At 75.6% G+C, this 21801-nt stretch carries 10 protein-coding genes and 1 pseudogene; 7 read left to right on the top strand and 4 right to left on the bottom strand.

Annotation, left to right across the window (positions count from 1 at the left end):
- The first annotated feature begins 25 nt into the window (after positions 1–25).
- The 4 genes from C5N14_RS19530 to C5N14_RS19515 all read left to right on the top strand — a co-directional run bounded on the left by C5N14_RS19530 (position 26) and on the right by C5N14_RS19515 (position 8877).
- On the top strand, positions 26–5497 hold the full coding sequence (locus C5N14_RS19530) for a type I polyketide synthase (protein ID WP_117669544.1): 5472 nt from the start codon (positions 26–28) through the stop codon (positions 5495–5497).
- An 88-nt stretch (positions 5498–5585) separates the two neighbouring features.
- Complete coding sequence (locus C5N14_RS19525) at positions 5586–6626, top strand: ABC transporter ATP-binding protein (RefSeq protein ID WP_117669543.1); 1041 nt, start codon at positions 5586–5588, stop codon at positions 6624–6626.
- Positions 6623–7465, top strand: a complete 843-nt coding sequence (locus C5N14_RS19520) for an ABC transporter permease (RefSeq protein ID WP_117669542.1) — start codon at positions 6623–6625, stop codon at positions 7463–7465. Before C5N14_RS19525 ends, C5N14_RS19520 begins: the two co-directional genes overlap by 4 nt.
- Before the next feature lie 8 nt (positions 7466–7473).
- Positions 7474–8877 carry a glycosyltransferase gene (locus tag C5N14_RS19515; protein ID WP_117669541.1) on the top strand — a complete coding sequence of 468 codons (1404 nt, stop codon included), beginning with the start codon at positions 7474–7476 and terminating at the stop codon, positions 8875–8877.
- A gap of 61 nt (positions 8878–8938) precedes the next feature.
- Here C5N14_RS19515 and C5N14_RS19510 read toward each other — a convergent pair whose 3' ends face one another.
- The gene (locus tag C5N14_RS19510) at positions 8939–11773 is read right to left on the bottom strand and encodes a LuxR family transcriptional regulator (RefSeq protein ID WP_243639778.1); all 2835 of its coding nucleotides are present in this window, start codon (positions 11771–11773) and stop codon (positions 8939–8941) included.
- A gap of 511 nt (positions 11774–12284) precedes the next feature.
- Positions 12285–15116, bottom strand: coding sequence for a LuxR family transcriptional regulator (locus tag C5N14_RS19505; RefSeq protein WP_117669540.1), 2832 nt, complete (start codon positions 15114–15116; stop codon positions 12285–12287).
- Between the two features lie 1560 nt (positions 15117–16676).
- Here C5N14_RS19505 and C5N14_RS19500 point away from each other — a divergent pair.
- Complete coding sequence (locus C5N14_RS19500) at positions 16677–18062, top strand: AMP-binding protein (protein WP_117669539.1); 1386 nt, start codon at positions 16677–16679, stop codon at positions 18060–18062.
- A 33-nt stretch (positions 18063–18095) separates the two neighbouring features.
- On the opposite strand, the gene C5N14_RS19495 is transcribed toward C5N14_RS19500, so the two are convergent.
- Positions 18096–18524, bottom strand: coding sequence for a cold-shock protein (locus C5N14_RS19495; RefSeq protein ID WP_117669538.1), 429 nt, complete (start codon positions 18522–18524; stop codon positions 18096–18098).
- A gap of 156 nt (positions 18525–18680) precedes the next feature.
- On the opposite strand from C5N14_RS19495, the gene C5N14_RS19490 reads away from it, so the two are divergent.
- Positions 18681–19343: a 4'-phosphopantetheinyl transferase gene (locus C5N14_RS19490; protein WP_117669537.1), complete on the top strand. Its 663-nt coding sequence runs from the start codon at positions 18681–18683 to the stop codon at positions 19341–19343.
- Positions 19344–19365: 22 nt separating this feature from the next.
- On the opposite strand, the gene C5N14_RS19485 is transcribed toward C5N14_RS19490, so the two are convergent.
- Entirely contained in the window at positions 19366–20775 is a 1410-nt protein-coding gene (locus C5N14_RS19485) for an acyl-CoA synthetase (protein WP_117669536.1), read from the bottom strand.
- 243 nt (positions 20776–21018) lie between these two features.
- Between C5N14_RS19485 and C5N14_RS19480 the strand changes: the two are divergent.
- Positions 21019–21681: pseudogene (locus C5N14_RS19480) on the top strand (HAD-IA family hydrolase); the annotation flags it as partial.
- Positions 21682–21801: the final 120 nt, after the last annotated feature.

The following is a 21801-nucleotide window of genomic DNA, read 5'->3' as shown; positions in this document are numbered from 1 at the left end:
CCCGGCTGGCCGCAAGGAGTCCCCGATGAGCGTCTCACTGGACGAGGTCGTCAGCGCGCTGCGCGCGTCCCTGCTCGACAACCAGAAGCTCAAGCAGCAGAACCAGCAGCTCGCCGCCGCGCTCAGCGAACCGGTGGCGATCATCGGGATGAGCTGCCGGTTCCCCGGCGGCGTGCGCTCGCCGGAGCAGCTGTGGGACCTGGTCGCCGCCGGGGCCGACGCGATGGCGCCGTTCCCCGACGACCGGGGGTGGAACCTCGACGCCCTGTACGACACCGACCCGGACAGCCGGGGCACCTCGTACGTGCGGGAGGGCGGGTTCCTCTACTCCGCCGGCGACTTCGACCCCGCGTTCTTCGGCATCAGCCCCCGCGAGGCGCTGGCCATGGACCCGCAGCAGCGGCTGCTGCTGGAGGCCGCGTGGGAGGCGTTCGAGCGGGCCGGGATCGACCCGACCACGCTGCGCGGCGCGCCCACCGGCGTGTACGCGGCGACCAGCAGCCAGGGCGACTACGCGGCCCTGCTGTCCGGGGTCGGCGGCGGCGTCGAGGGGTACCTCGGCACCGGCAGCGCCGCCGCCGTGGCCAGCGGCCGGATCTCGTACGCGCTCGGGCTGGAGGGCCCGGCGGTCACCGTGGACACCGCCTGCTCGTCGTCGCTGGTCGCCCTGCACCTGGCCTGCCAGGCGCTGCGGCTGGGCGAGTGCACCCTGGCGCTGGCCGGCGGGGTGTCGGTGATGGCCACCCCGACGGTCTTCGTGGAGTTCTCCCGCCAGCGCGGCCTGTCCACCGACGGGCGGTGCAAGTCGTTCGCCGCCGCCGCCGACGGCACCGGCTGGTCCGAGGGGGTCGGCATGCTGCTCGTCGAGCGGCTCTCCGACGCCCGCCGCAACGGCCACCGGGTCCTCGCCGTGGTACGCGGCAGCGCGGTCAACCAGGACGGGGCCAGCAGCGGGCTCACCGCCCCCAACGGCCCCTCCCAGCGCCGGGTGATCAGGCAGGCCCTGGCCAACGCCGGGCTGACCGCCGACCAGGTCGACGTGGTGGAGGCGCACGGCACCGGCACCACCCTCGGCGACCCGATCGAGGCGCAGGCGCTGCTGGCCACGTACGGGCAGGGTCGGCCGGCGGACCGGCCGCTGCTGCTCGGCTCGGTGAAGTCGAACATCGGCCACACCCAGGCCGCCGCCGGCGTCGCCGGCATCATCAAGATGGTCCACGCCATGCGGCACGGCACGCTGCCACCCACCCTGCACGTCGACCGCCCCACCCCGCACGTCGACTGGTCCGCCGGGGCGGTGTCCCTGCTCACCGAGGCGACCCCGTGGCCGGCGACCGGGCAGCCGCGCCGTGCCGGGGTGTCCGCGTTCGGGGTCAGCGGCACCAACGCGCACACCATCATCGAGGAGCCCGACCCCGCCGACGTGCCGCCCCCCGTCCCGGCCGGGACGCCCGCCCCACCGGCGCCGTGGATCGTCTCCGCCCGCTCCGCGCCGGCCCTCGCGGGGCAGGCCGGGCGGCTGCTGGAGCACCTGGCCGCCCACCCCGACCTGGCCCCGGCCGACGTGGCGTACTCGCTGGTCACCACCCGGGCGGCGCTGCCGCACCGGGCGGCCGTGACCGGCGCCGACGCCGACGCGCTGCGGGCCGGCCTGCGGGCCGTCGCCGAGGACCGGCCCGCCGCGGGCGTGACCCGGGGGGTGGCCCGCCCGGCCGGCAAGCTCGCCTTCCTCTTCACCGGCCAGGGCGCGCAGCGCCCCGGGATGGGCGCCGAGCTGCACCGCCGGTTCCCGGTGTTCGCCGCCGCCTTCGACGAGGTGGCCGCCGAACTCGACCGGCACCTGGCCCGCCCGCTGCGCGAGGTCGTCTTCGCCGACCCCGGCTCGCCCGAGGCGGCCCTGCTGGACCGCACCGAGTTCACCCAGCCGGCGCTGTTCGCGTACGAGGTGGCCGCGTACCGGTTGGTCACCGCGTGGGGGCTGCGCCCGCAGCAACTGCTCGGGCACTCCGTCGGTGAGCTGGCCGCGGCGCACGTCGCCGGGGTGCTGTCACTGGCCGACGCGGCGACCCTGGTGGCCGCCCGGGGCCGGCTGATGCAGGCCCTGCCCGACGGCGGGGCGATGCTGGCGGTCCGGGCGTCCGAGGCCGAGGTGGCGCCCCTGCTCGACGACCGGGTCGCCCTGGCCGCCGTGAACGGCCCCGCGTCGGTGGTGCTCTCCGGCGACGCCGACGCCGTGCTCGCGGCCGGCGAACGCCTCGCCGCGCAGGGCAGGCGGACCCGCCGGCTGCGGGTCAGCCACGCGTTCCACTCCGCCCGGATGGACGCCATGCTGGCCGACTTCCGGGTGGTCGCCGAGAAGGTCACCTGGCACCCGCCGAGGCTGCCGGTCGTCTCCGACCGCACCGGCGACACGCTCACCGCCGAGCAGGCCACCGACCCCGGCTACTGGGTCGACCACGTCCGGGACACGGTGCGCTTCCACGACGGCGTGACCACCCTGGCCATTGCCGGGGTGGGCACCTTCCTGGAGCTGGGCCCGGACGCCGCGCTCACCGCGCTGGGCCGGGAGTGCCTGCCCGACGCCGACGCGGCGGCCTTCGTGCCGGTGGCCCGCCGGGACCAGCCGGAGGCGGCCGGGCTGCTCGCCGCCCTCGCCGCGGTGGACCTGCGGGGCGCGGCGGTGGACTGGCCCGCCCTGTTCACCGGCACCGACGCCGCCCGCGTCGACCTGCCCACCTACGCCTTCCACCACGAGCGGTACTGGCCGGAGCCGCCCGGGTTCCGCCTCGCCCCGCCCCCGGCGGAGGACGCCGTGGACGGGGACTTCTGGGCCGCCGTCGAGGCCGACGAGCCCGCCGCGCTGGCCGCTGTCCTCGGCCTCGACGGAGACCGGAGCGCCGCCCTGGCCGAGCTGCTGCCCGTCCTCGGGGCGTACCGGGGCCGGCAGCGCCGCCGCACCGAGCTGGACGGCCTGCGGTACCGGGCCGGCTGGGCGCGGATCGCCCCGCCAGCCGCCCCCGCCCCGCCGGCCGGCCCCTGCCTCGTGGTCGCCCCGACCGGCGCGGACCCGGACGCGGTGCTGGCCGCGCTGCGCGCCGAGGGCCTGTCGCCGGTGCTGGTGCCCGTGGGCGACGACCCCGGTGATCTCGTCCTGCCCGCCGGGGACGCCCCGTCGGCCGTGGTGTCGCTGCTCGCGGCGGGCGGCTCGGCCGGCACCGCCGCGCTGGCCGGCACCGCCGCGCTGGTCCGGGCCCTGGGCGCGGCCGACCTCGGCGCGCCGGTGTGGTGCGTGACCCGGGGCGCCGTCGCCGTCGACCCGGACGACCCCGCGCCGGACGTCGCCGGGGCGTACGTCTGGGGTCTGGGCCGGGTGCTCGCGCTGGAGATGCCTCGGCTGTGGGGCGGCCTCGTCGACCTGCCGGCTGCGCCGGACGACGCCGCCCTCGCGGCGCTGGCCCGGCTCGTCGCGGCCGGGGGCGACGAGGACCAGCTCGCGGTCCGGCCCGCCGGGGTGTACGCGCGACGGCTGGAACCCGCACCGACCGGTCCCGCCGCCGCCGACGAGGACTGGCGTCCCAGGGGAGCGGTGCTGGTCGACGGCGCGGCCGGCGCGCGCGGACCGCACGTGCTGCGCTGGCTCGCCGACCGGGGCGCGCCGCACCTGCTGCTCACCGGGGCGGCCCTGCCCGCCGAGGCGGCGGCCGAGCTGACCGCGCGGGGCGTCGAGGTCACCCCGATCGGCGAACCCGCCGAGCTGCCCGACCTGCTGGACCGGCTCGCCGCCGCCGGCCACCCGGTCCGCACGGTCGTCCACGTCGCCGACGCCGGCGGAGCGGGCGAGCCGGTCGCCGGCCTGGATCCGGCGGAGCTGGCCGCCGCCGTCGCCGCCCGCGTCGCCGCCGTGGAGCTGCTCGACTCCGCCTGCGCCGACCGGCCCGTCGACGAGTTCGTGGTCTTCACCTCCACCGCTGCCACCTGGGGTGGCGGCGGCGCGGCGGTCACGGCCGCCGTCGGCGCGGGCCTGGAGGCGCTGGCCGCGCGCCGCCGGGCCGCCGGCCGGCCGGCCACCGTGCTGGCCTGGGTGCCGTGGGCCGACGAGGTCGCCGAGCCGGGTCAGCTCCGCCGCCGGGGCGTCCGGCCGCTCGACGCCGAGCTGGCCGTCGCCGCGTTGCAGCAGGCCGTGGGCCGGGGCGACGACCAGCTCGCCGTCGCCGACATCGACTGGCCCGCGTTCGTGCCGGCCTTCACCGCGGTACGGCCCAGTCCGCTGCTGCGTGGCGTCCCCGAGGCGACGGCCGCCGCCGCGGCGGACGGGCCGGCCGGTGGCGACGCCGGCGACCCGGCCCGGGAGCTGCTGACCCGGCTGACCGGCAGCACCGCCGCGGACCGGCAGCGGATCCTGCTGGACCTGGTCCGGGCGCGGGTGGCCACGGTGCTCGGGCATGCCTCGCCCGGGGCGATCGAGGCCGATCGGGACTTCCTGGAGCTCGGCTTCGACTCGCTGACCGCACTGGAGCTGCGCGACGCGCTGCGCCAGGAGACCGGGGCGGAGCTGTCCGCCACCCTGCTGTTCGACCACCCCACCCCGACGGCGCTGGCCCGGCACCTGCTCGGCCAGCTTCTCGGCGCGGGCGCGGCGGGCGACGCGGGAGAGGGCGCCGGGGAGGGCGGCGGCGGGTTGCTCGGCGGGCTGTTCAGCCAGCCCAAGGCCCGCGCGGACTCGGCCGGTTACGCCGAGCTGCTGGTCAAGCTCGCCCAGTTCCGGCCGTCCTTCACCGACCCCGGGCAGCTCTCCCGGCCGGCCGGGATCCTCCGGCTGGCCGAGGGCGGGGCCGGCGCGCCACTGGTCCTCTGCTGCACCATGTCGCTGCTCTCCGGGGCGCACGAGTACGCCCGGCTCGCGTCCGGCTTCCGTGGCCTGCGCGACGTGTGGGCGCTGCCCAACCCCGGCTTCGGGGTGGGCGAGGAGTTGCCCGCCGACCTGGCCGCCCTGCTGCGGGTGCACGCCGACACGGTGCTGCGCGTCGTCGGCGACGGCCCGTACGTGCTGGGCGGGCACTCCGGCGGTGCGATGGTCGCCAACGTGCTCGCCCGCGAGCTGGACCGCCAGGGCCGGCCGCCGGCCGCGGTGATGCTGATGGACACCTACCCCGCCGACAGCGAGGTGCTCGGCGGCTGGGTGCCCGAGCTGCTCGACGGGATGACCGACCGGGACAGCGCGTACACCCCGATGGACGACTGGCGGACCACCGCGTGGGCCGGGTACCTGCCGCTGTTCCTGGACTGGCAGCCCGCCCCGATGACGTCGGCGACCCTGCTGGTGCGGGCCAGCGAGCCGCTGGGCCAGTGGACGGGGGAGCCCGACGGCTGGCGGTCCCGGTGGCCGTACCCGCACGAGACGGTGGACGCGGTCGGCGACCACTTCAGCATGGTCGCCGACCGGGGCCCGGAACTCGCCGCGACCCTGCAGGGGTGGCTGACCGGGCGTGACCTCTGAGGGCGCCGTGCCCCTGCCGCCCCCCTAGCGCCCCCTATTCAAAGATAGATATCTGTCCCACAGATGACCCGGACGGGAGCATGACGAAGTGGACGAGGCAGTGGTGGTCACGGAGCTGGTCAAGCAGTACCAGCCCAACATGCCGCCGGCGGTTAACGGACTGAGTTTCGCTGTCGCCGCCGGCGAGGTCTTCGGTCTGCTCGGGCCGAACGGCGCGGGCAAGACGACGACGATCGGGGTGCTGACCACGCGGGTGCGGGCCACCTCGGGTCGGGCCACGGTCTGCGGTGCGGACGTGATCGGCGCGCCGGCCGTGGCCCGGCAGTTGCTGGCGGTCGTGCCGCAGCGGGTGAACCTGGACCGGGCGTTGACCGTCCGGCAGAACCTGGTGTTCCACGCGGCGTACCACCGGGTGCCGCGGGCCGAACGCAACCGGCGGGCGGACGAGCTGCTGGAGCAGATGGGCCTCAAGGAGATGGCCAACGCGCGCACCGACTTCCTCTCCGGCGGCCTGGCGCAGCGCACGATGATCGCCCGGGCGCTGATGCACTCGCCGAAGGTGCTCTTCCTCGACGAGCCCTCCGGCGGCCTCGACCCGCAGTCGCGGCTGTTCGTGCACGACCGGATCGCCGAGCTGAAGCGCGAGGGGGTCACGGTCGTGGTCACCACCCACGACATGGACGAGGCGGAGAAGCTCTGCGACCGGGTCGGCATCATCGACCACGGCAAGCTGCTCACCCTGGACACCCCCGCCGCGCTGACCCGTACCCTGCCCGGCAGCAGCACGCTGACCCTCGTGGTCGGCGCCGGCGCGCCGGCCGAGGAGGTGCAGGCCGCGCTCGGCAACATCGCGGACGTGGAGCGGGTGGAGCAGTTGCGCGGCGGGGCGGGCGGCGGTATGCCGGCGTTCCCCGGGATGCCGCCGATGCCCATGCCGATGCCCGAGGCGCCGGCCGACCCGGACGCCACCCTGTCCTTCCGGGTCTACACCGGCACCCAGCCGGCCCACGCCGTGCCGATGGCGCTGAAGATCCTCAGCGACCTGAGCTGCGAGGTCCGCGACCTCAGCATCGGCCAGCCCAGCCTGGAAGACGTCTTCATCCACCTGACCGGAAGGGAACTTCGGTGAGCGTCACCGCCCCCGCCACCCCGTCCGCGCCGACGCCGGCGTTCGTGCCGCCCCGCTCGGTGCGCGGGCTGGACCAGCTCGCCACGTTCCGCGCGGTGCTGGCCCGCGACCTGTTCGTGACCGGCCGCGAGCTGGGCGCGTTCCTGGCCCAGGTCTTCATCCAGCCGCTGTTCATGCTGCTGATCTTCGGCAAGGTGCTCGGCGAGCTGGGATACGCCAGCAACGACTTCGCCAACGTGCTGCTGCCCGGCGTCATCGCGCTGAACGCCTTCCTGATCGGCCTGGAGAACACCGCCCTGCCCCTGGTGATGGACTTCTCCTTCACCAGGGAGATCGAGGACCGGCTGCTCTCGCCGCTGTCGATCCCCCTGGTCGCCTTCGAGAAGATCATCTTCGGGGCCATCCGCGGCACGATCGCCGGCCTGGTGCTGATCCCGATCGGCATGCTCATGCTGGGGGTCACCTGGCCCGTGCTGACGGCGCTCAAGGTGATGGTGGTGCTGGCGGCCGGCGCGCTGGTCGGCGCGGCCCTGGGCCTCACGTTCGGCACCCTGGTCCCGCCGCACCGCATCCAGATCATGTTCACCGTGATCATGACCCCGCTGATGTTCACCGGCGCCACCCAGTTCCCGCTGCGGGCCCTGGACTCCCTGCCCTGGTTCCAGGTGATCTGCTCGGTCAACCCGCTCACCTACGTCAGCGAGGCCACCCGGTCGCTGGTCGCCCCGCCCGGCGTCGAGTCGGTGCCGCTCTGGCTGGACCTGACCATCCTCGCCGGGGTGTTCGTCGTCGCCACCGCAATCGGGACCCGCGGCTTCATGCGCCGTTCGATGGACTAGCCACGCGGATGACAGCCGAGTACCTCACCGCAACGAGGGACGCGCTGCTGATCATCAGTACCGGCAGCTCCGGCCTGTTCAACCCGCTGGTCACCCTGGCCGGCGAACTCAAGCGCCGCGCCGTGCGGCGGATGTGGTTCGCCTGCACGGACGAACGTCGAGCCGACATCGAGGCCGTGCCCGGCGACGGGGAACTCCACTTCCTGTCGCTCGGGCCGGCCCGGCCCGAGGCGCGCCCCGACGACTGGGACGACGAGACCCGTCAGCGCATGACCACCGGTTCCCGGGCCGACAACTTCGCGGCCTACGTCGACGCCTCCACCGACTACGACTACCTGCACCAGCTCTACGAGCGCTGCCTGGACCTGGTCGACGAGGTGACCCCGGCGCTGGCCATGGTCGACTCGTTCGCCACGTTCGGCATGGACGCGGCGACTGTCCGGGGGGTGCCGTACGTCATCGGCGTCTCGGTGCCCCCGTCGAACTTCCTGCCCGACACCGTCCCGCCGACGTACCCGATGCCGCTGTCCGGGCTGCCGCTGAACATGGGCCCGAGCCAGCGGGCGGCGAACGCCCGCCACCGGGCGGCGATCGCGCGGGCCCTGACGGCACCGGAGCGGCTGGCCCGCAACACCGGCGAGGCCGACCGGCGCCGGGCCGCGGGCATCAGAAACCCCGAGCTGCGGCCCGCGCAGTACGCCGAGGCGGCCGAGGCGCTGGTCGCGTACACGGTCTTCGGGCTGGAGTACCCATTCGTCACCGCGCCGGCGAACCTGCGGATGGTCGGCACGATGGTGCCCCGGGAACTCACCCCGGGCCCGGACGGCGCCGAGGTGCGCGCCTGGCTGGATGAGCACCCCTCGGTGGTGTACATCGGGTTCGGCACCATCATGCGGCCGTCGGAGGCCCAGGTGGCCGCGCTGGTCGAGGTCGTCGCGCGGCTCGCGCCGGAGCACCACGTGCTGTGGAAGCTGCCCGCCGCCAGCCAGCGCTTCCTGCCACCGGCCGGGCAACTGCCGGCGAACCTGCGCATCGAGGCGTGGCTGCCCTCGCAGCTCGAGGTGCTGTCCCACCCGCACGTGCGGGTCTGCTTCAACCACGCCGCCGCGAACGCGATCCACGAGGCGGCCTGGTTCGGGGTGCCACAACTGGTGATGCCGTTCTGGCTCGACTGCTACGACGGCGCGGTCCGGGCCGTCGACGCCGGCGTCGCGCTCGCCGTCGAGCACGCCGACGTCCTCGACGTCGAGGACATCGAGGACAAGCTGCGCCGGCTGCTGGCCGAGCCGTCCTTCCGGGACCGGGCCGGCCTGTGGCGCGGGCGGTTGCACCGGGCCGGCGGGGTCGGTGCAACCGCCGACCTGGTGCTGCGGCACCTCGACCGGCGGGCCGCCGAGGCGGCCACCGGCTGACCCGGGTACGCGTCGAAGGGGCGCCGGGCCGGGACGGCCCGGCGCCCCTTCGACCGTCCGGTCAGGACGCCGCGCCCTGCGTCTCCTCGGCCAGCGGCTCGGCGAACGCGATGAGCCGGGCCGGCAGGTCGGTGCGCCGCTTGACGTCCAGCTTCCGGTAGACCCGGGTCAGGTGCTGCTCGACGGTGCTCACCGTGATGAACAGCTTGCTGGAAATCTGCCGGTTGGTGTGCCCCTGGGCGGCCAGCGCGGCCACCCGCCGCTCGGCCTCGCTCAGCCCGTCGTCGGGCTCCTGCGCCTCGGGGCTCGCCTGGTACGCCGGCAGCCCGCCGCCCGGCTCCCGCCGGATCAACCGCTGCGCCAGCACCGACGCCCCGCAGTCCTGGGCCAGCTGGTACGCCCGGCGGACCAGCAGCCGGGCCCGCGCCGAGTCCCCGGCCCGTTGCAGCGTCTGGCCGGTGTCGCCGAGGGCCCGGACGAGTTCCAGCCGGTCCCCGCAGGCCTGTAGCAGGTTCACCGCCTCGGAGAGCAGCTTGCGCCGGTGGTCCGGGGCAGCGGTCGTGGCGAGCAGCCGCAGCGACCGCCCCCGGGTCCGGTCGTCGACCCCGTGGGCGACCCGGAGCTGCTCCTGCAACAGCTGGGTGGCCTGCGTCTTGTTGCCGACGCTGAGCTGCACCCGGGCCAGCTCCAGCCGCCACGGCGCCAGCCCGGCGACGTCGACGCCCCAGGCGCGCATCAGCTCGCCGCACCGGCGCAGGTCGGTGGTCGCCGCGTGCGGCCGGCCCATCGCCAGGTGGTGCCGGCCCCGGGCGGCCAGGTAGTGCACGCCCAGCGGGGTGCGGAGCATGCCGGTCGGCACGGGGTGGGCCAGCCACCGGTCGGCCTCGGCGAACCGGCCAGCCTCGGTCGCGCAGCCGATCAGCGTGGCCAGCGGGCCGGCGACCGCCACCCCCCACGCCGGGGCGGGCAGGTCCGCCAGCGCCGTGCGGGCCTGGTGCTCCGCGCCCGGCAGGTCGCCCAGGCGCAGCGCCGCCTCGGCCCGTACCGCCCGCACGATCGCCCGCCACACCGGGGCGTGCCGGGCCGCCGGCCGGTTGAGCAGTACGTCCCCCCAGACCGCCACCCGGTCGGACCGGCCCGCCCAGAGCAGCGCCAGCAGCGGGGCGGTGAGCAGGCCCAGCGCGCCGTCGTCGGTGTGGTGCCGTTGCAGCAGTTGCTCGGCGGTGGCCACGGTGTCGTTCTCGACGGTCGGCATCAGCGCCGTGCCGAGCACGGTCACCGCCTGCAACTGCGGGCTGATCGTCGTCGGCGCGGTCGCCGCCCGGCTCCAGGTGCTCGGGGTCTCCCGGACGGTGGCCAGGTGGTCGGGGTGGGAGAGGGAGACCAGTAGCTGCATCGCCCGCAGCCGGCCGGCGGTGCCGGTGGCGGCGCCGTGGTCGTCGTCGGGAGAGAAGCCACGGACCGCCTCGGTGGCCTCGTCCACCCGGCCCTGCCAGAGCAGGTACGGCACGGTGGACAGGGCCGCGGTGGTGGACCATCCGGCCGCCCGCGCGGTCTGCACCAGCTCGTTGAGGTGCCCGTTGACGGTCAGCGGGTTGACCTGCCACCGGGCGTTCACCAGCATCGCGGTGGTGGCGCTGCGCTGCTGCTCGTCCACCTCGGCGCGGCCGACCAGGCGCAGGCAGGCGGCGGCGCGGTCCGGGCGGCCCGAGGCCAGCGCCTGCCCGGCGGCGTCCTGGAGCACCGGCACCACCCAGGCGGCGTCCGCCCAACCGGCGGCGACCAGGTGCTCGGCGATCACCCCCGGCTCGGCGCCGTGCTCGTGCAGCACCTCGGCGGCGCGCTGGTGCAGGGCCCGGCGCTCCTCGGGGGACATGTCGGCCAGGATCGAGCGCAGGATGCGCGGGTGGCGTAGCTGGTCGGTCTCCATCAGCCCGGACGTGCGCAGCACCCGTACCGCCGGCACGGCGGACTCGGGCACCACGTCGAGGAGGTGACCGAGCAGCTCCGTCGGGGCCGGGCGGTTCAGCACCGCCAGCGCCTGGGCGACCCGGCGCACCCCCGGCTCGTGCCGGTAGAGGCAGCCGAGCACGGCCTGGTCGAACCCGTCGCCGGGGGTCGGGCCGTCAGCCGACTCGGCCCGGCACCGCTCGTCGATCAGGGCCCGGGTGAGCAGCGGGTTGCCGCCGGTCATGCTGAGGTAGCGCTCGGCCGCCTCCCGGGCGGGCGCGGCATCGGTGCCGTCGCCGACCAGCCGGGCGATGGCGTCGACGGTCAGCGGCGGCAGGCTGATCCGGGAGAAGTACGGCTGGCTGAGCAGCTCCGCCCGGAACAGCGGGTGCGACGGGCGCAGCGTCGACGCCTCGGCGAGCACGATCATGATCCGTGCGTGCCGCAGCCGGCGGGTGACGTAGAGCAGGCAGTGCAGCGAGGCCGGGTCCGCGTGGTGCACGTCGTCGACGGCGAGGACCAGCGGCCCGGACCTGGTCAGGTCGAGCAGCGCGGTGAACAGGCCGTGCAGCAGTGGCGCCCAGACCTGCTCCCCGGAGGCGACCCCCTCGGCCGCCTCGCCGCCGGGCTCTGGCAGCGGGACGGCGAAGGTGGCGTCCCGCATCAGCTTCTCGACCCGGTTCGCCGACTCCTGGTCCAACCGCGCGCTGTGGAACAGCTGCCCCAGCACCCCCAGCCGGAGACCGCGCTCCGCCCGCGAACCGGCCGCGTTGAGCACCCGCCCCCCGGCGGCCACCACCCACTCGTCGAGCGTCTCCAGCAGACTGGTCTTGCCGCTTCCCACCGCGCCCGTCACCAGCGCCACGTGTCCGCGTTGCTGCTCCTCACAGGCGCGGAACGCCCTCCGGAGCAAGGCGATCTGTTCGTCCCGCTGCACCAGCAACACTCGTGTCAGCCTCTCTCGTCTGCGATGCCGAACCGGATCACCGGTGCTGACCGACATCGCCCCCCCAAGCCGAACAGCAGCCCCCTCACCGCGCCCACCCGTCGCACCGGGTAGGGGTGGGGTGCACCGGGCCGCCGTGCCGGGTGGACCTCTGAATTCTCCTGCCGGACCGCGCTCCCCAGCGAGCGATCCGGAATGCTCAGGCGAGTCTGACAGCGGGGCGGGTGCGCGACAACGACCTTGAGACCCCATCGTTCGCGGCGTAAACCTACGGATCTCAATTGTTGTTAGGGGTTGCGTGACGGCCGTGAGGGGGTGTCCCGCCGGGGTGGGGAGATGGGGTCGCGACATGATGGACGGTCCGCGACGACACTGTGGCTCGATGTTGCCACACCGCCGCCGGCGCCTGCCAGACGTGACCCGTGGGCGAACGGCAGGGGTCGACGGGGCGACGAGCGATGCGCCGGCGCGTGGGGGGCCGGCCGACGAGAAAGGGGGGAGGGGCGGCGGGCTAGCGCGGCGGCTCGTCCGGGGTCGACGGCGCGGCGCCGTGCCCCGTCGGGGCCGGGCCCGGTCGGCCCAGGCGCAGCCGGACGGCGAGGTCGCTGCGGGAGCTGACGTCGAGCTTGCGGTAGATCCGGGTCAGCCGCTGCTCGATGGTGCTGACCGTGAGGAAGAGCTTCTCGGCGATCTCCCGGTTGGTGTGCCCCTGCGCGGCCATCGTGGCCACCCGGGACTCCGCGTCGCTGAGCCCGTCCACCACCGCAGCCTCGGAGGCTGCCTCGCCGGGCCCGCCGCCCCCGGCGGTGCGGCCGGGCCGCAGCAGCGGGATGCCGCACTCCTGGGCGAGGGCGCGGGCCGCGCGGGTGGCGTCGCGCGCCTGGCGCAGGTCGCCGGCCTCCTGGTAGACGTGGCCGAGGTCGCTGAGGCTGTGCGCGAGTTCCGCCCGGTCCCCGCACTGGCGCTGCAGCCGGACGGCGGCGCGCAGGTGCTGGACCCGGTCCGGCCCGTCCCCCGCCGCGGCCAGGACGCGCAACGCGAGCCCCCGGTACCGCACGTGCGTGGGCCGCAGCCGGGCCAGCTCCTCGCGGACCAGCTTCTCGGCCTGCGCGCGGCGACCCATCCGCAGCAGCGCCCGGGCCGACTCGGTCCGCCACGGAACGAGGGCGGGCAGGTCCAGCCGCCAGGACGTCATCAGCTGACCGCAGAGTTGGAAGTCGGCGAGGGCGGCCTCCGGGCTCCCGGTGGCCAGGGCGTACAGGCCGCGCGCGTGTAGGTAGTGCAGCCCGAAGGGCGTCTCGAACATCGTCTGCGGCACCGGGACCTGGAGGCAGCCGCCCGCGGCGTCGAGTTCCTCCATCAGGGTGAGGGCCCGCAGCCGGACGGCGAGCGGTATCCCGATCACCACGCCCCAGCCCTTGTGGGAGAGCTGGGTCAGCGCGGCGTCGGCGAGGTCCCGGGCCCGGGACAGGTCGCCGAGGCGCCCGGCGACCGCCGCCTTCACGGCGGCGATCATCGCCGCCGGGGTGGGCTGCCGGTGCGCCGCCGGGGTGCCGCCCAGCTTCTCGGACCAGTCGCCGGCCAGCTCCAGCCGGTCCGCGTAGACCGTCGCGACGAGGGCGCAGATGGCGGTCCACATGTTGCGCTCGTCGTCGAGCCTGTTGGTGGACAGCAGCCGCTCGGCGTCGTCGATCACCCCGGCGTCGCCCCGTTCGAGCACGGCGGTCAGCAGGCTCACGCCCTGGAGCCGCCGCTTGACCTTGGCCAGGGTCAGCGGGTCCCGGATGGCCGGCGAGGGCATCGGCCGGTTGGCCCCCACCCCGGGGTAGAGGGTGGACATCCACCCCTTGGTGATCGCCAGGGCCGCGGCGGAGCCGGGGTCGGCGCTGTCGGCGCGTTCACCGAGGTGGTGGACGAGCTCGACGGCCTTGTCGATCTGGCCGTGCCAGAGCAGGTACTGGATGGGGCTGGCGGCCTGCCGGCTGCTCAGGTGCCCCGCCCGGACCGCTGAGGCGACGCTGAGCAGGTGGGGGACCGCGGCCTGGGGGTCGAGCCGCCACTCGGCCCGGGCGAGGGCCGAGCGGATGCGGGCCCGCAGGCAGGCGTCGGTGCAGTCGCGGTTGGCCCGGCGCAGGTAACGCAGGGCGGTGCCCGGGTCGCCGTCGACCAGCGCCTGCTCGCCGGCGTCCAGCAGGGTCTGGGCCATCCACGGCTCGCCCAGCTCCTCGGTCCTGACCAGGTGGCGGGCGATGCGCTCCGGCGCGGTGCCGTCCTCGTGCAGCAGGCAGGCGGCCTGCCGGTGCAGTCGGGCGCGCTCCTCGGCCGTCATCCCGTCGAGGACGGCCTGGGCCACCACCGGATGGCGCAGCCCGTCATCGGTGATCAGGCCGCCGCTGGTCGACCCGTCGATCGCCCGCAGCGCCGACTCGGCCCGGACGTCGACGAGGTGGGACAGCAGGTTGCCGTGCAGCGGCTCCCCGGTCACCGCGAGCGCCCGGGCGGCCTTGAGCACCAGGTGCTCGCAGCGGTAGAGGCAGCTCAGCACGGCCTCCCGGAACGCCTCGCCCACCACCGGCCGGTCCGGTGGCCGTTCGGTGGCGGCCAGGTGGTCGTCGCCGAGCGCCTGCACCAGCAGCGGGTTGCCGGCGGTGACCTCGTGGCACTCGTCGGCGATGCTGCGGGCGACGGGCGCGCCGAGCCGGGCGGCGAGGAGCCGGTACGTCCCGTCGGCGGTGAGCAGGGGCAGGCGGATGCGGTGCAGCCGCGCGGGTTGCAGCAGCTCGGCGTACACCTCGGGATGCCACGGCCGGGTGCGGGGCGACTCGGTGAGCACGATCAGCACGGGGAGGCCGGCGATCCGCCTCGCCACGAAGTCCAGGCAGCGCAGTGACGGCATGTCGGCGTGGTGGACGTCGTCGACCGCGATGACCAGGGGGGCCCGCCCGGCCAGTTCGACCAGCGCGCCGCCGAGCGCGGCGGTGGTCCGGGCGGGGTCCTCCAGGTCCTGGTCGTCGGCGTCGCCCCAGGCGAGGGTGCCCCGGTCGAGCAGCCGGCCGAGGCGGTCGCGGTCGCCGTTGCCCAGCGGCGCGGCCCGGACGAGCTGACGGATGACCTCCAGCGGGACGGTGCGCTCGGCACGGGACGCGCTGGCGGCGAGGAAGCGGACGCCGGACCCGGCGACCCGCCGGGCGAACGCCTGTAGGAGCGTGGTCTTGCCCCCGCCGACCGGGCCGGTCAGCACGGTCAACGGCCGGTCGTCGGCGAGCCGGCCGGCTGGCCGGAGCAGGTCGGCGAGCCGGTGCTCCAGGAGGGCGAGCTGGGTGCACCGCTCGGTCAGCTCCATGGTCGTGGCCTCGGCAGGAGCGCAGGCTCCGCCGGCACCGGGTGCGCCACCTTCCCCGGGCTGCCGAGGGGCCTGACGAAATCGGAGACCGGCAATTTTCGACCCATTCCCGTATTGGCGAATATAGACGATCATCTCAGGCAGTGGGCGGGCCATCGATTAACCTGACTGTCCGGCGCCACCGAATCATGGCCCCACCAGCGTCATCGACAATTCTCGCCCCCTCGGACCCGTCCCCTCGCTATCGACCGCCGTGCATGCTGGGAGTATGGCAGTCCCAGAATTGGGCGGCAAGCCGGAAGTTGTAAAGGATAGGCAAACATCGGTTTGGCGTCGATGGCGGGGCGGCCCCCGTCATCGACGCGTCAATCGCGACGGAAAGTCGCCGGTCAAATTCGTAACGTGATGTGGTTCGCGGAAGCGGGTCGGTCGCGGGCGCTTTCGGCGCTTGCCGAAATTGCTGGGGAAGGTGTCGCGGCGTTCGGTGTCGGGGCCCACGTGGCCGTCGGGTCGGCTGGCCCGGCGTCCCGCCCGCCGGGCGCCGGCGCGGGGCGGGCGGCTCGCGCGAGGGGTGGCCGGCCGGATCCGCGTCCCGTATCTCGGGCGGCCGGCAGTGGTCCGAGCCGGCTGGCCCCCCGGTGCGGCTCGTCGTCGAGCGCGAAGTAGGCACAGTTCAGCGCCCCGATGGCGGGCTGCGGCGACGGCGGGGCGAGGCGGGCGGCGGATGCGGGCCGGGTCGGGTGCGCCGCTCGCGGACGCCGGTCCGGCCCGGGCTGACGGTGGTCGGCGTGCCCCTCGCCGCCGCTCCCGGTGCGCCTGTCGCGGTGCGGGACGACCCGCGCCCCGCCGACAGAAGGCTAAAAGAATTCGCATTCCGGTCGGCCGCCAGCCGCCTCGCGAGTGTGCGGTGGGTGCCGGTCGGCCCGCGTTCGAGGGTGGGGCGAACCGCGGGTGGAACGGAAGGATCCGCATCGGCGACGTCGCCGCGTCCTTGCCCGATTCGAACCTTTAACAGCGGATAGGTGAGATTGACGTTAATTAAGAATTATGTGGCCTCAATGGTTGTCCGCGCGCCGTGTTCACGCGGTTACCGGAGTTGCGGGCCGAGGCATTCCGTCAGTCGTCCCGGATCAACATACCGAATTTTGGCCGAACCTGATTCACGGATTCCACTGTGGCATTCGTCGCCAATTATTTCCCACCCGGTCCGGATCGCGCTCTCTTGGCCGTCCGTCGCGACGGAATACGTCACCGTCGCGTCCTCGCCCCGTCGCCGCCCGGCCCCGGCCCCGCCGCCGCCCCCCGGGCCGGCGCGGATCGCGTCCTACCTGGCCCATCGGCCCCTCAACCCCCGGCCACCCCGCCCGCCAGCGACGCATCGGACCGGCGCGGCTAGGGGTTGTGTTAAGCGAAAGGGCAGCCTAATTTCGGAGCACCCGCGCGGACGGCGGGGAAGGCCGGATATGGGGCTACGCGCACCCATGACGCGAAGGGTTCTGTGGCCGTGATGTCCCAGCCACTGCCGAGACTCCACCACGTCCCCGACAGGGGTTAACGGAGATGACACTGCTGCCGGCACTGTATGGTCACGGTGCCGATCGGGCCGATGCGGTCAGGGTTGCCGGGCGGAGCCTCTCCAGTGAAGCGCTGCTCGGCTGCGTGAACGCGGTCGCCGACCGGATCCGGGGCGCCGGCGCGGTCGCCGTCGACGCGACCCCCAGCCTGGAGGCGGTTGTCGGCATGGTTGGCGCCGTCCACGCGGGAGTGCCGCTGGTGCCCGTGCCGCCGGACGCCGACGAGCGGGAGCGCCGTCGCATCCTGCGCGAGGCCGGGGTGACCGTGGTCCTCGGCCCGACCCGCCCCGGTGCCCTCGGCCTGCCGGCCGTCCCGGTCGACCTGCGGCAGCGATCCTCGACCCGGCAGCCCGAGCCGGAACCGGACGCCGACGCGGTGATCCTCTACACGGGAGGCACCAGCGGCCCGCCGCGCGGCGTGCGCATCTCGCGCCGGGCCGTCGCCGTCGGCCTGGACCTGCTGGCCGACGCGTGGCGGTGGACCGGGGACGACGTCCTGGTCCAGGGCGCCCCGCTGTTCCGGGCGTACGGCCTGGTGGTCGGGCTGCTCGGCGCGCTGCGGGTGGGCAGCCGCTTCGTCCACCTCGACCGGGAGGCCGTCGCCGGCCCCGGCGGCACCCTGTACCTCGCGGTGCCCGGGCAGTGGGCGAGGATCGCCCGGGACCGGCCCTTGGCGCGCGCCCTCGCCGGCGCCCGGCTCCTGGTCTCCGGGGACGCCCCGCTCGCGCCCGCCGTGACCGAACGTCTCCGGCTGCTCACCTCGCACTCGCTCGTCCAGGGCTACGGCACCACGGAGACCCTCATCGCGCTGGCCGGGCGGGCGGACGCCCCGACGGCCGCCGGCGCCGTCGGCGCCCCCCTGCCCGGGGTGGAGGTCCGGGTCCTGGGCCGGGACGACCTGCCGGTGCCGGCCGACGGCGAGTCGGTCGGCGAGCTGAGCATCCGTGGGCCGACCCTGTTCAGCGGGTACGTCGACCGGAGCGGGCAGCGCACCGGCACCGACGGGTGGCACGCCACCGGCGACCTGGTGAGCGTGACGCCGGACGGGTCGCACCGGATCATCGGACGACGCCGCACCGACGTGGTGCACGGCCGGGTCCGCAGCGTGTACGCCGGCCAGGTCGAGGAGGTGCTGCTGAGCTACCCCGGGGTCCACGACGCCGCCGTCGTCGGCATCCCGCACCGGCTCCTCGGCGAGCAGGTCACCGCGTACGTCGTCGCCGCCGAGGGGCTCACCGCGCAGGCGCTCATCGACCACGTCGGGCGGTACCTGTCGGCCTGCCAGCGGCCCCGGCGGGTGCACTTCGTCGACGAGCTGCCGCGCAGCGTGCAGGGCCGGATCAGGAAGTCGCTGCTGATCGCCGCAGGCTGAGCGCACCCGCGCCCCGGCCGATGCGACGGACCGTCAGCCCTCCACCCAGCCGTGCCGCCGGGCCAGCGCCAGCATCCGGGCGCGTACCGCCACGATCTGGGCGCCAGTCAGGTCCGGCACGGCGGTCAGCAGGGCCTCGGTGGTCTCCGCGAAGAAGGTCCGCTCGGAGAGCACGTCGCACAGGCCCTCCTCGTCCTCCGTGCCCGCCGCGACCTCCCGGGCGCGCCCGGCGCCGGCCGTGGCGCTCCGCTCGGGGGCGCCGCCGGTCACCCGCACCGTGAGCGCCTTCGGACCGCGGTCACTGTCCACCGCCTCGTACTCCACCGGTACGCCGGGCACCATCGTCCACTTGTCGCCGTCCACGGTGTTCGCGTGGACGAACACGTCGTCACCGCCGTCGTCCGGGGCGATGAACCCGTAACCCCGCACCTCGTCGAACCGCACCACTTTGCCTCTGAGCATCGCTTTCCCGCATCCGTCCGACCACTCCGCACGCCTCGGCCACCGGGGCCGGTATCCCACAGACTGGCAGCCGACCCGGGTGGCGGGCACCCGTACCTTACCCCTATCGACCGCCCGAGGGGCGGCGCGGCGATCCGGCCCACCTACCATCGGCGGGTGATCGAGCAGATCCTGCCCCCCTCCGTGGCCGTGGCCGAGTCCTTCGACGATCCCGCCGGACTGACCCTGTTTCCCGAGGAGGAGGCGCTCGTCGCGAACTCGGTGCAGAAGCGGCGCCGGGAGTTCACCACCGTGCGGCACTGCGCCCGCCGGGCGCTCGGTGAGCTGGGCGTCGAGCCGGCGCCGATCGTCTCCGGCGCGCGCGGCGCCCCGGTCTGGCCGGCCGGGATCGTCGGCAGCATGACCCACTGCGACGGCTACCGGGCCGCGGTCCTCGGCCGGGCCGCGGCGCTCGCCACCCTCGGGGTGGACGCGGAGCCGCACGCGCCGCTGCCCGAGGGGGTGCTCGACGCGATCGCCCTGCCGGCCGAGCGGACCCGCACGGCCGCGCTGACCGCCGCCCGCCCGTCGGTCTGCTGGGACCGCCTGCTGTTCAGCGCCAAGGAGTCGGTGTACAAGGCGTGGTTCCCGCTCACCGGCCGGTGGCTGGACTTCGCCGAGGCGGACATCGTCGTCGACCCGGCCGGGACCTTCGTGGCCGAGCTGCTGGTGCCCGGCCCGGTGCTGGGCGGCGTACCGGTGACCGCCTTCACCGGCCGGTTCCTGGTGGGCCGGGGTCTGGTGCTCACCGCGATCGGCATCCCGGCCCCCACCGCCTGAGCGGGGCCGCCCGCCCGGCCGGTCAGTCGGCCGTCAGCCTCGTCTTCTGCACCTTGCCGAGGGCGTTGCGGGGCAGCGCGTCGACGAGCCGCACCTCGCGGGGACGCTTGTGTGCGGACAGTTGGCGGGCCACGAAGTCGATCAGCTCGGACCCGTTCACCCCGTCGCCCACCACGTACGCCGTGACCTGCTGGCCGAGGTCCGGGTGCGGGGTGCCGACCACGGCGGCCTCCCGGACGCCGGGGTGCGCCAGCAGGGCGTCCTCCACCTCGCCCGCGCCGATCCGGTAGCCGCCGCTCTTGATCAGGTCGGTGGCGGCCCGACCGACGATCCGGTGCCAGCCGTCCGGGTCGACGGTGGCCACGTCCCCGGTGCGGAACCAGCCGTCCGGGGTCCGGGTCGCCGCGTCGGCGTCCGGCCGGTCGAGGTACCCGTCGAAGAGGGTGGGCCCGCACACCTGGAGTTCGCCCATCGCGGTGCCGTCGGCCGGCAGCGGCGTGCCGTGCTCGTCCACCAGCCGGGTGCGTACCCCGGGCAGCGGCACCCCGACCGTGCCCGGCCGGCGGGGCCCGTCCGCGCGGGCGCTCACCGTGATCAGCGTCTCGGTCATCCCGTACCGCTCGACCACCCGGTGTCCGGTGAGCGTGGCGAGGTCGGCGAAGACCGCCGCCGGCAGGGCCGCGCTGCCCGAGACGAGCAGCCGCGCCGGGCGCAGCGCCCGCGCCGCGTCGGCGTCGGCGGCGATCCGGGACCAGACGGTGGGCACGCCGAAGTAGACGGAGCCGGCCGCCGCCGCGTACCGGTCGGGGCGGGGCCGACCCACGTGGTGCAGCCGGCTGCCCAGCCGCAGCGGCCCGAGCACGCCGAGCACCAGCCCGTGCACGTGGAACAGCGGCAGGCCGTGCACCAGCAGGTCGTCCGGGGTCCAGGACCAGGCGTCGGCGAGGCCGTCCAGGCAGGCGGCGACCGCTCCCCGGGAGATCACCGCGCCCTTCGGGGCCCCGGTGGTGCCGCTGGTGTAGAGGATCAGTGCCGTGCCGGCCGGGTCCGGCTCGGGGTGGACGGTGTCCGACTCCCGGTTCGGGTCGACCGGGACCACCGGCGGGCCGGCGGCGGCGACCGGCTGCGCACCGCCCGCCGGGACGAGCAGCGCCGCCGCGCCCGAGTCGCGCAGGATGTGGTCGCGCTCCATCGGCCCCGCGTCCGGCGGCACCGGTACGACGGCCGCGCCGGCGGACAACGCGCCCACCACCGCGACCACCGTCTCCAGGGTGGCGGTGGCCTCGACGGCCACCCGGTCGACGCCGCGCAGCTCGTCGGCCACCGCCGCGGCCCGGCGGCGCAGCTCGACCCAGGACACCGCCCGGTCGTCGACCCGCACCGCCCCCGGGCGCTCGTCGTCGGACTCTGCCAACCAACGCAGCAACGGCATGCTCTGGCCCCTCTCCAGCGGCTCGGATCCGGCGCCGACGCCACGCCGGACCGGCTCCGGTCCGCCGGCCCGGCCGGGTCGCCGGTAGGGTTCGCGTGGGCGCCGGTGCGGTGCGCGTCGTCGCCGGAGGCCCGGCACGGCGGGTCCCGGGACGACCCGACCGTAGTCGGGGTGCCCCCGGCCCGGCCACCCCTACCGGCCGCCGCCGGCCGTGTCGTCGACGTCCCCCGGGAGGTGCCGCCGGTGACCGGTGCGGCGGGAGGCCGGCGGAACGCGTCCGACCCGGTCCGGGCGGTCGTGTTCGACCTCGACGGCGTGCTGGTGGACAGCCTGGCCGTGGCCCGGGAGGCGTTCGTCCTCGCGTACGCCGAGGTGGTCGGCGACGGGGTGGCGCCGGTCGAGGAGTACTGCCGGCATCCGGGCCGGTACCTGCCCGAGGTGCTGGCGTTGCTGGGCCTGCCGGCGGCGATGGCCGGCCCGTTCGTTCGGGAGAGCAACCGGCTGGCGCACCGGGTGACCCCGGTCGACGGGGTGGTCGAGCTGCTGGGCGTCCTGCGCGGGCGGGGGCTGGGCCTGGCCGTTGCCACCGGCCGCAGCGGGGTGCGGGCCCGGGACCTGCTCGGCGCGCTCGGCCTGCTGTCGCTGGTCGATCACGTCGTCGGCGCGGACGAGGTGGCCCGACCGAAGCCTGCCCCGGACATCGTGCGGCGGGCGCTGGAGCTGCTCGGGGTACGCCCCGGCGAGGCGGTGCTGCTCGGCGACGCGCCCGCCGACCTGGTCAGCGCCCGGGCCGCGGGAGTGACCCCGGTCGCCGCGCTGTGGGGCGAGTCCGACCCCGACGTCCTGCTCGCCGCCGGCCCCGACGTCGTGCTGTCCCGCTTGGCGGACCTGCTGCCGCTCTGCCCGCCGCCCGGTCCCGGGTCGCCCACCGGCCCGACCGGCGGCCGGTCCGGCGCGGCGACGGACACGCGCGGTGACCGTCCGGCACCCCTGTCGGGCGGGCCGGTCCCGTCCGACACCCCGGTT

It is taken from the genome of Micromonospora sp. MW-13 (assembly GCF_003434305.1).
Classification (GTDB): Bacteria; Actinomycetota; Actinomycetes; order Mycobacteriales; family Micromonosporaceae; genus Micromonospora.
Note: the sequence above shows the minus strand (reverse complement) of the source record. Positions and strands in the feature narration are given on the sequence as shown.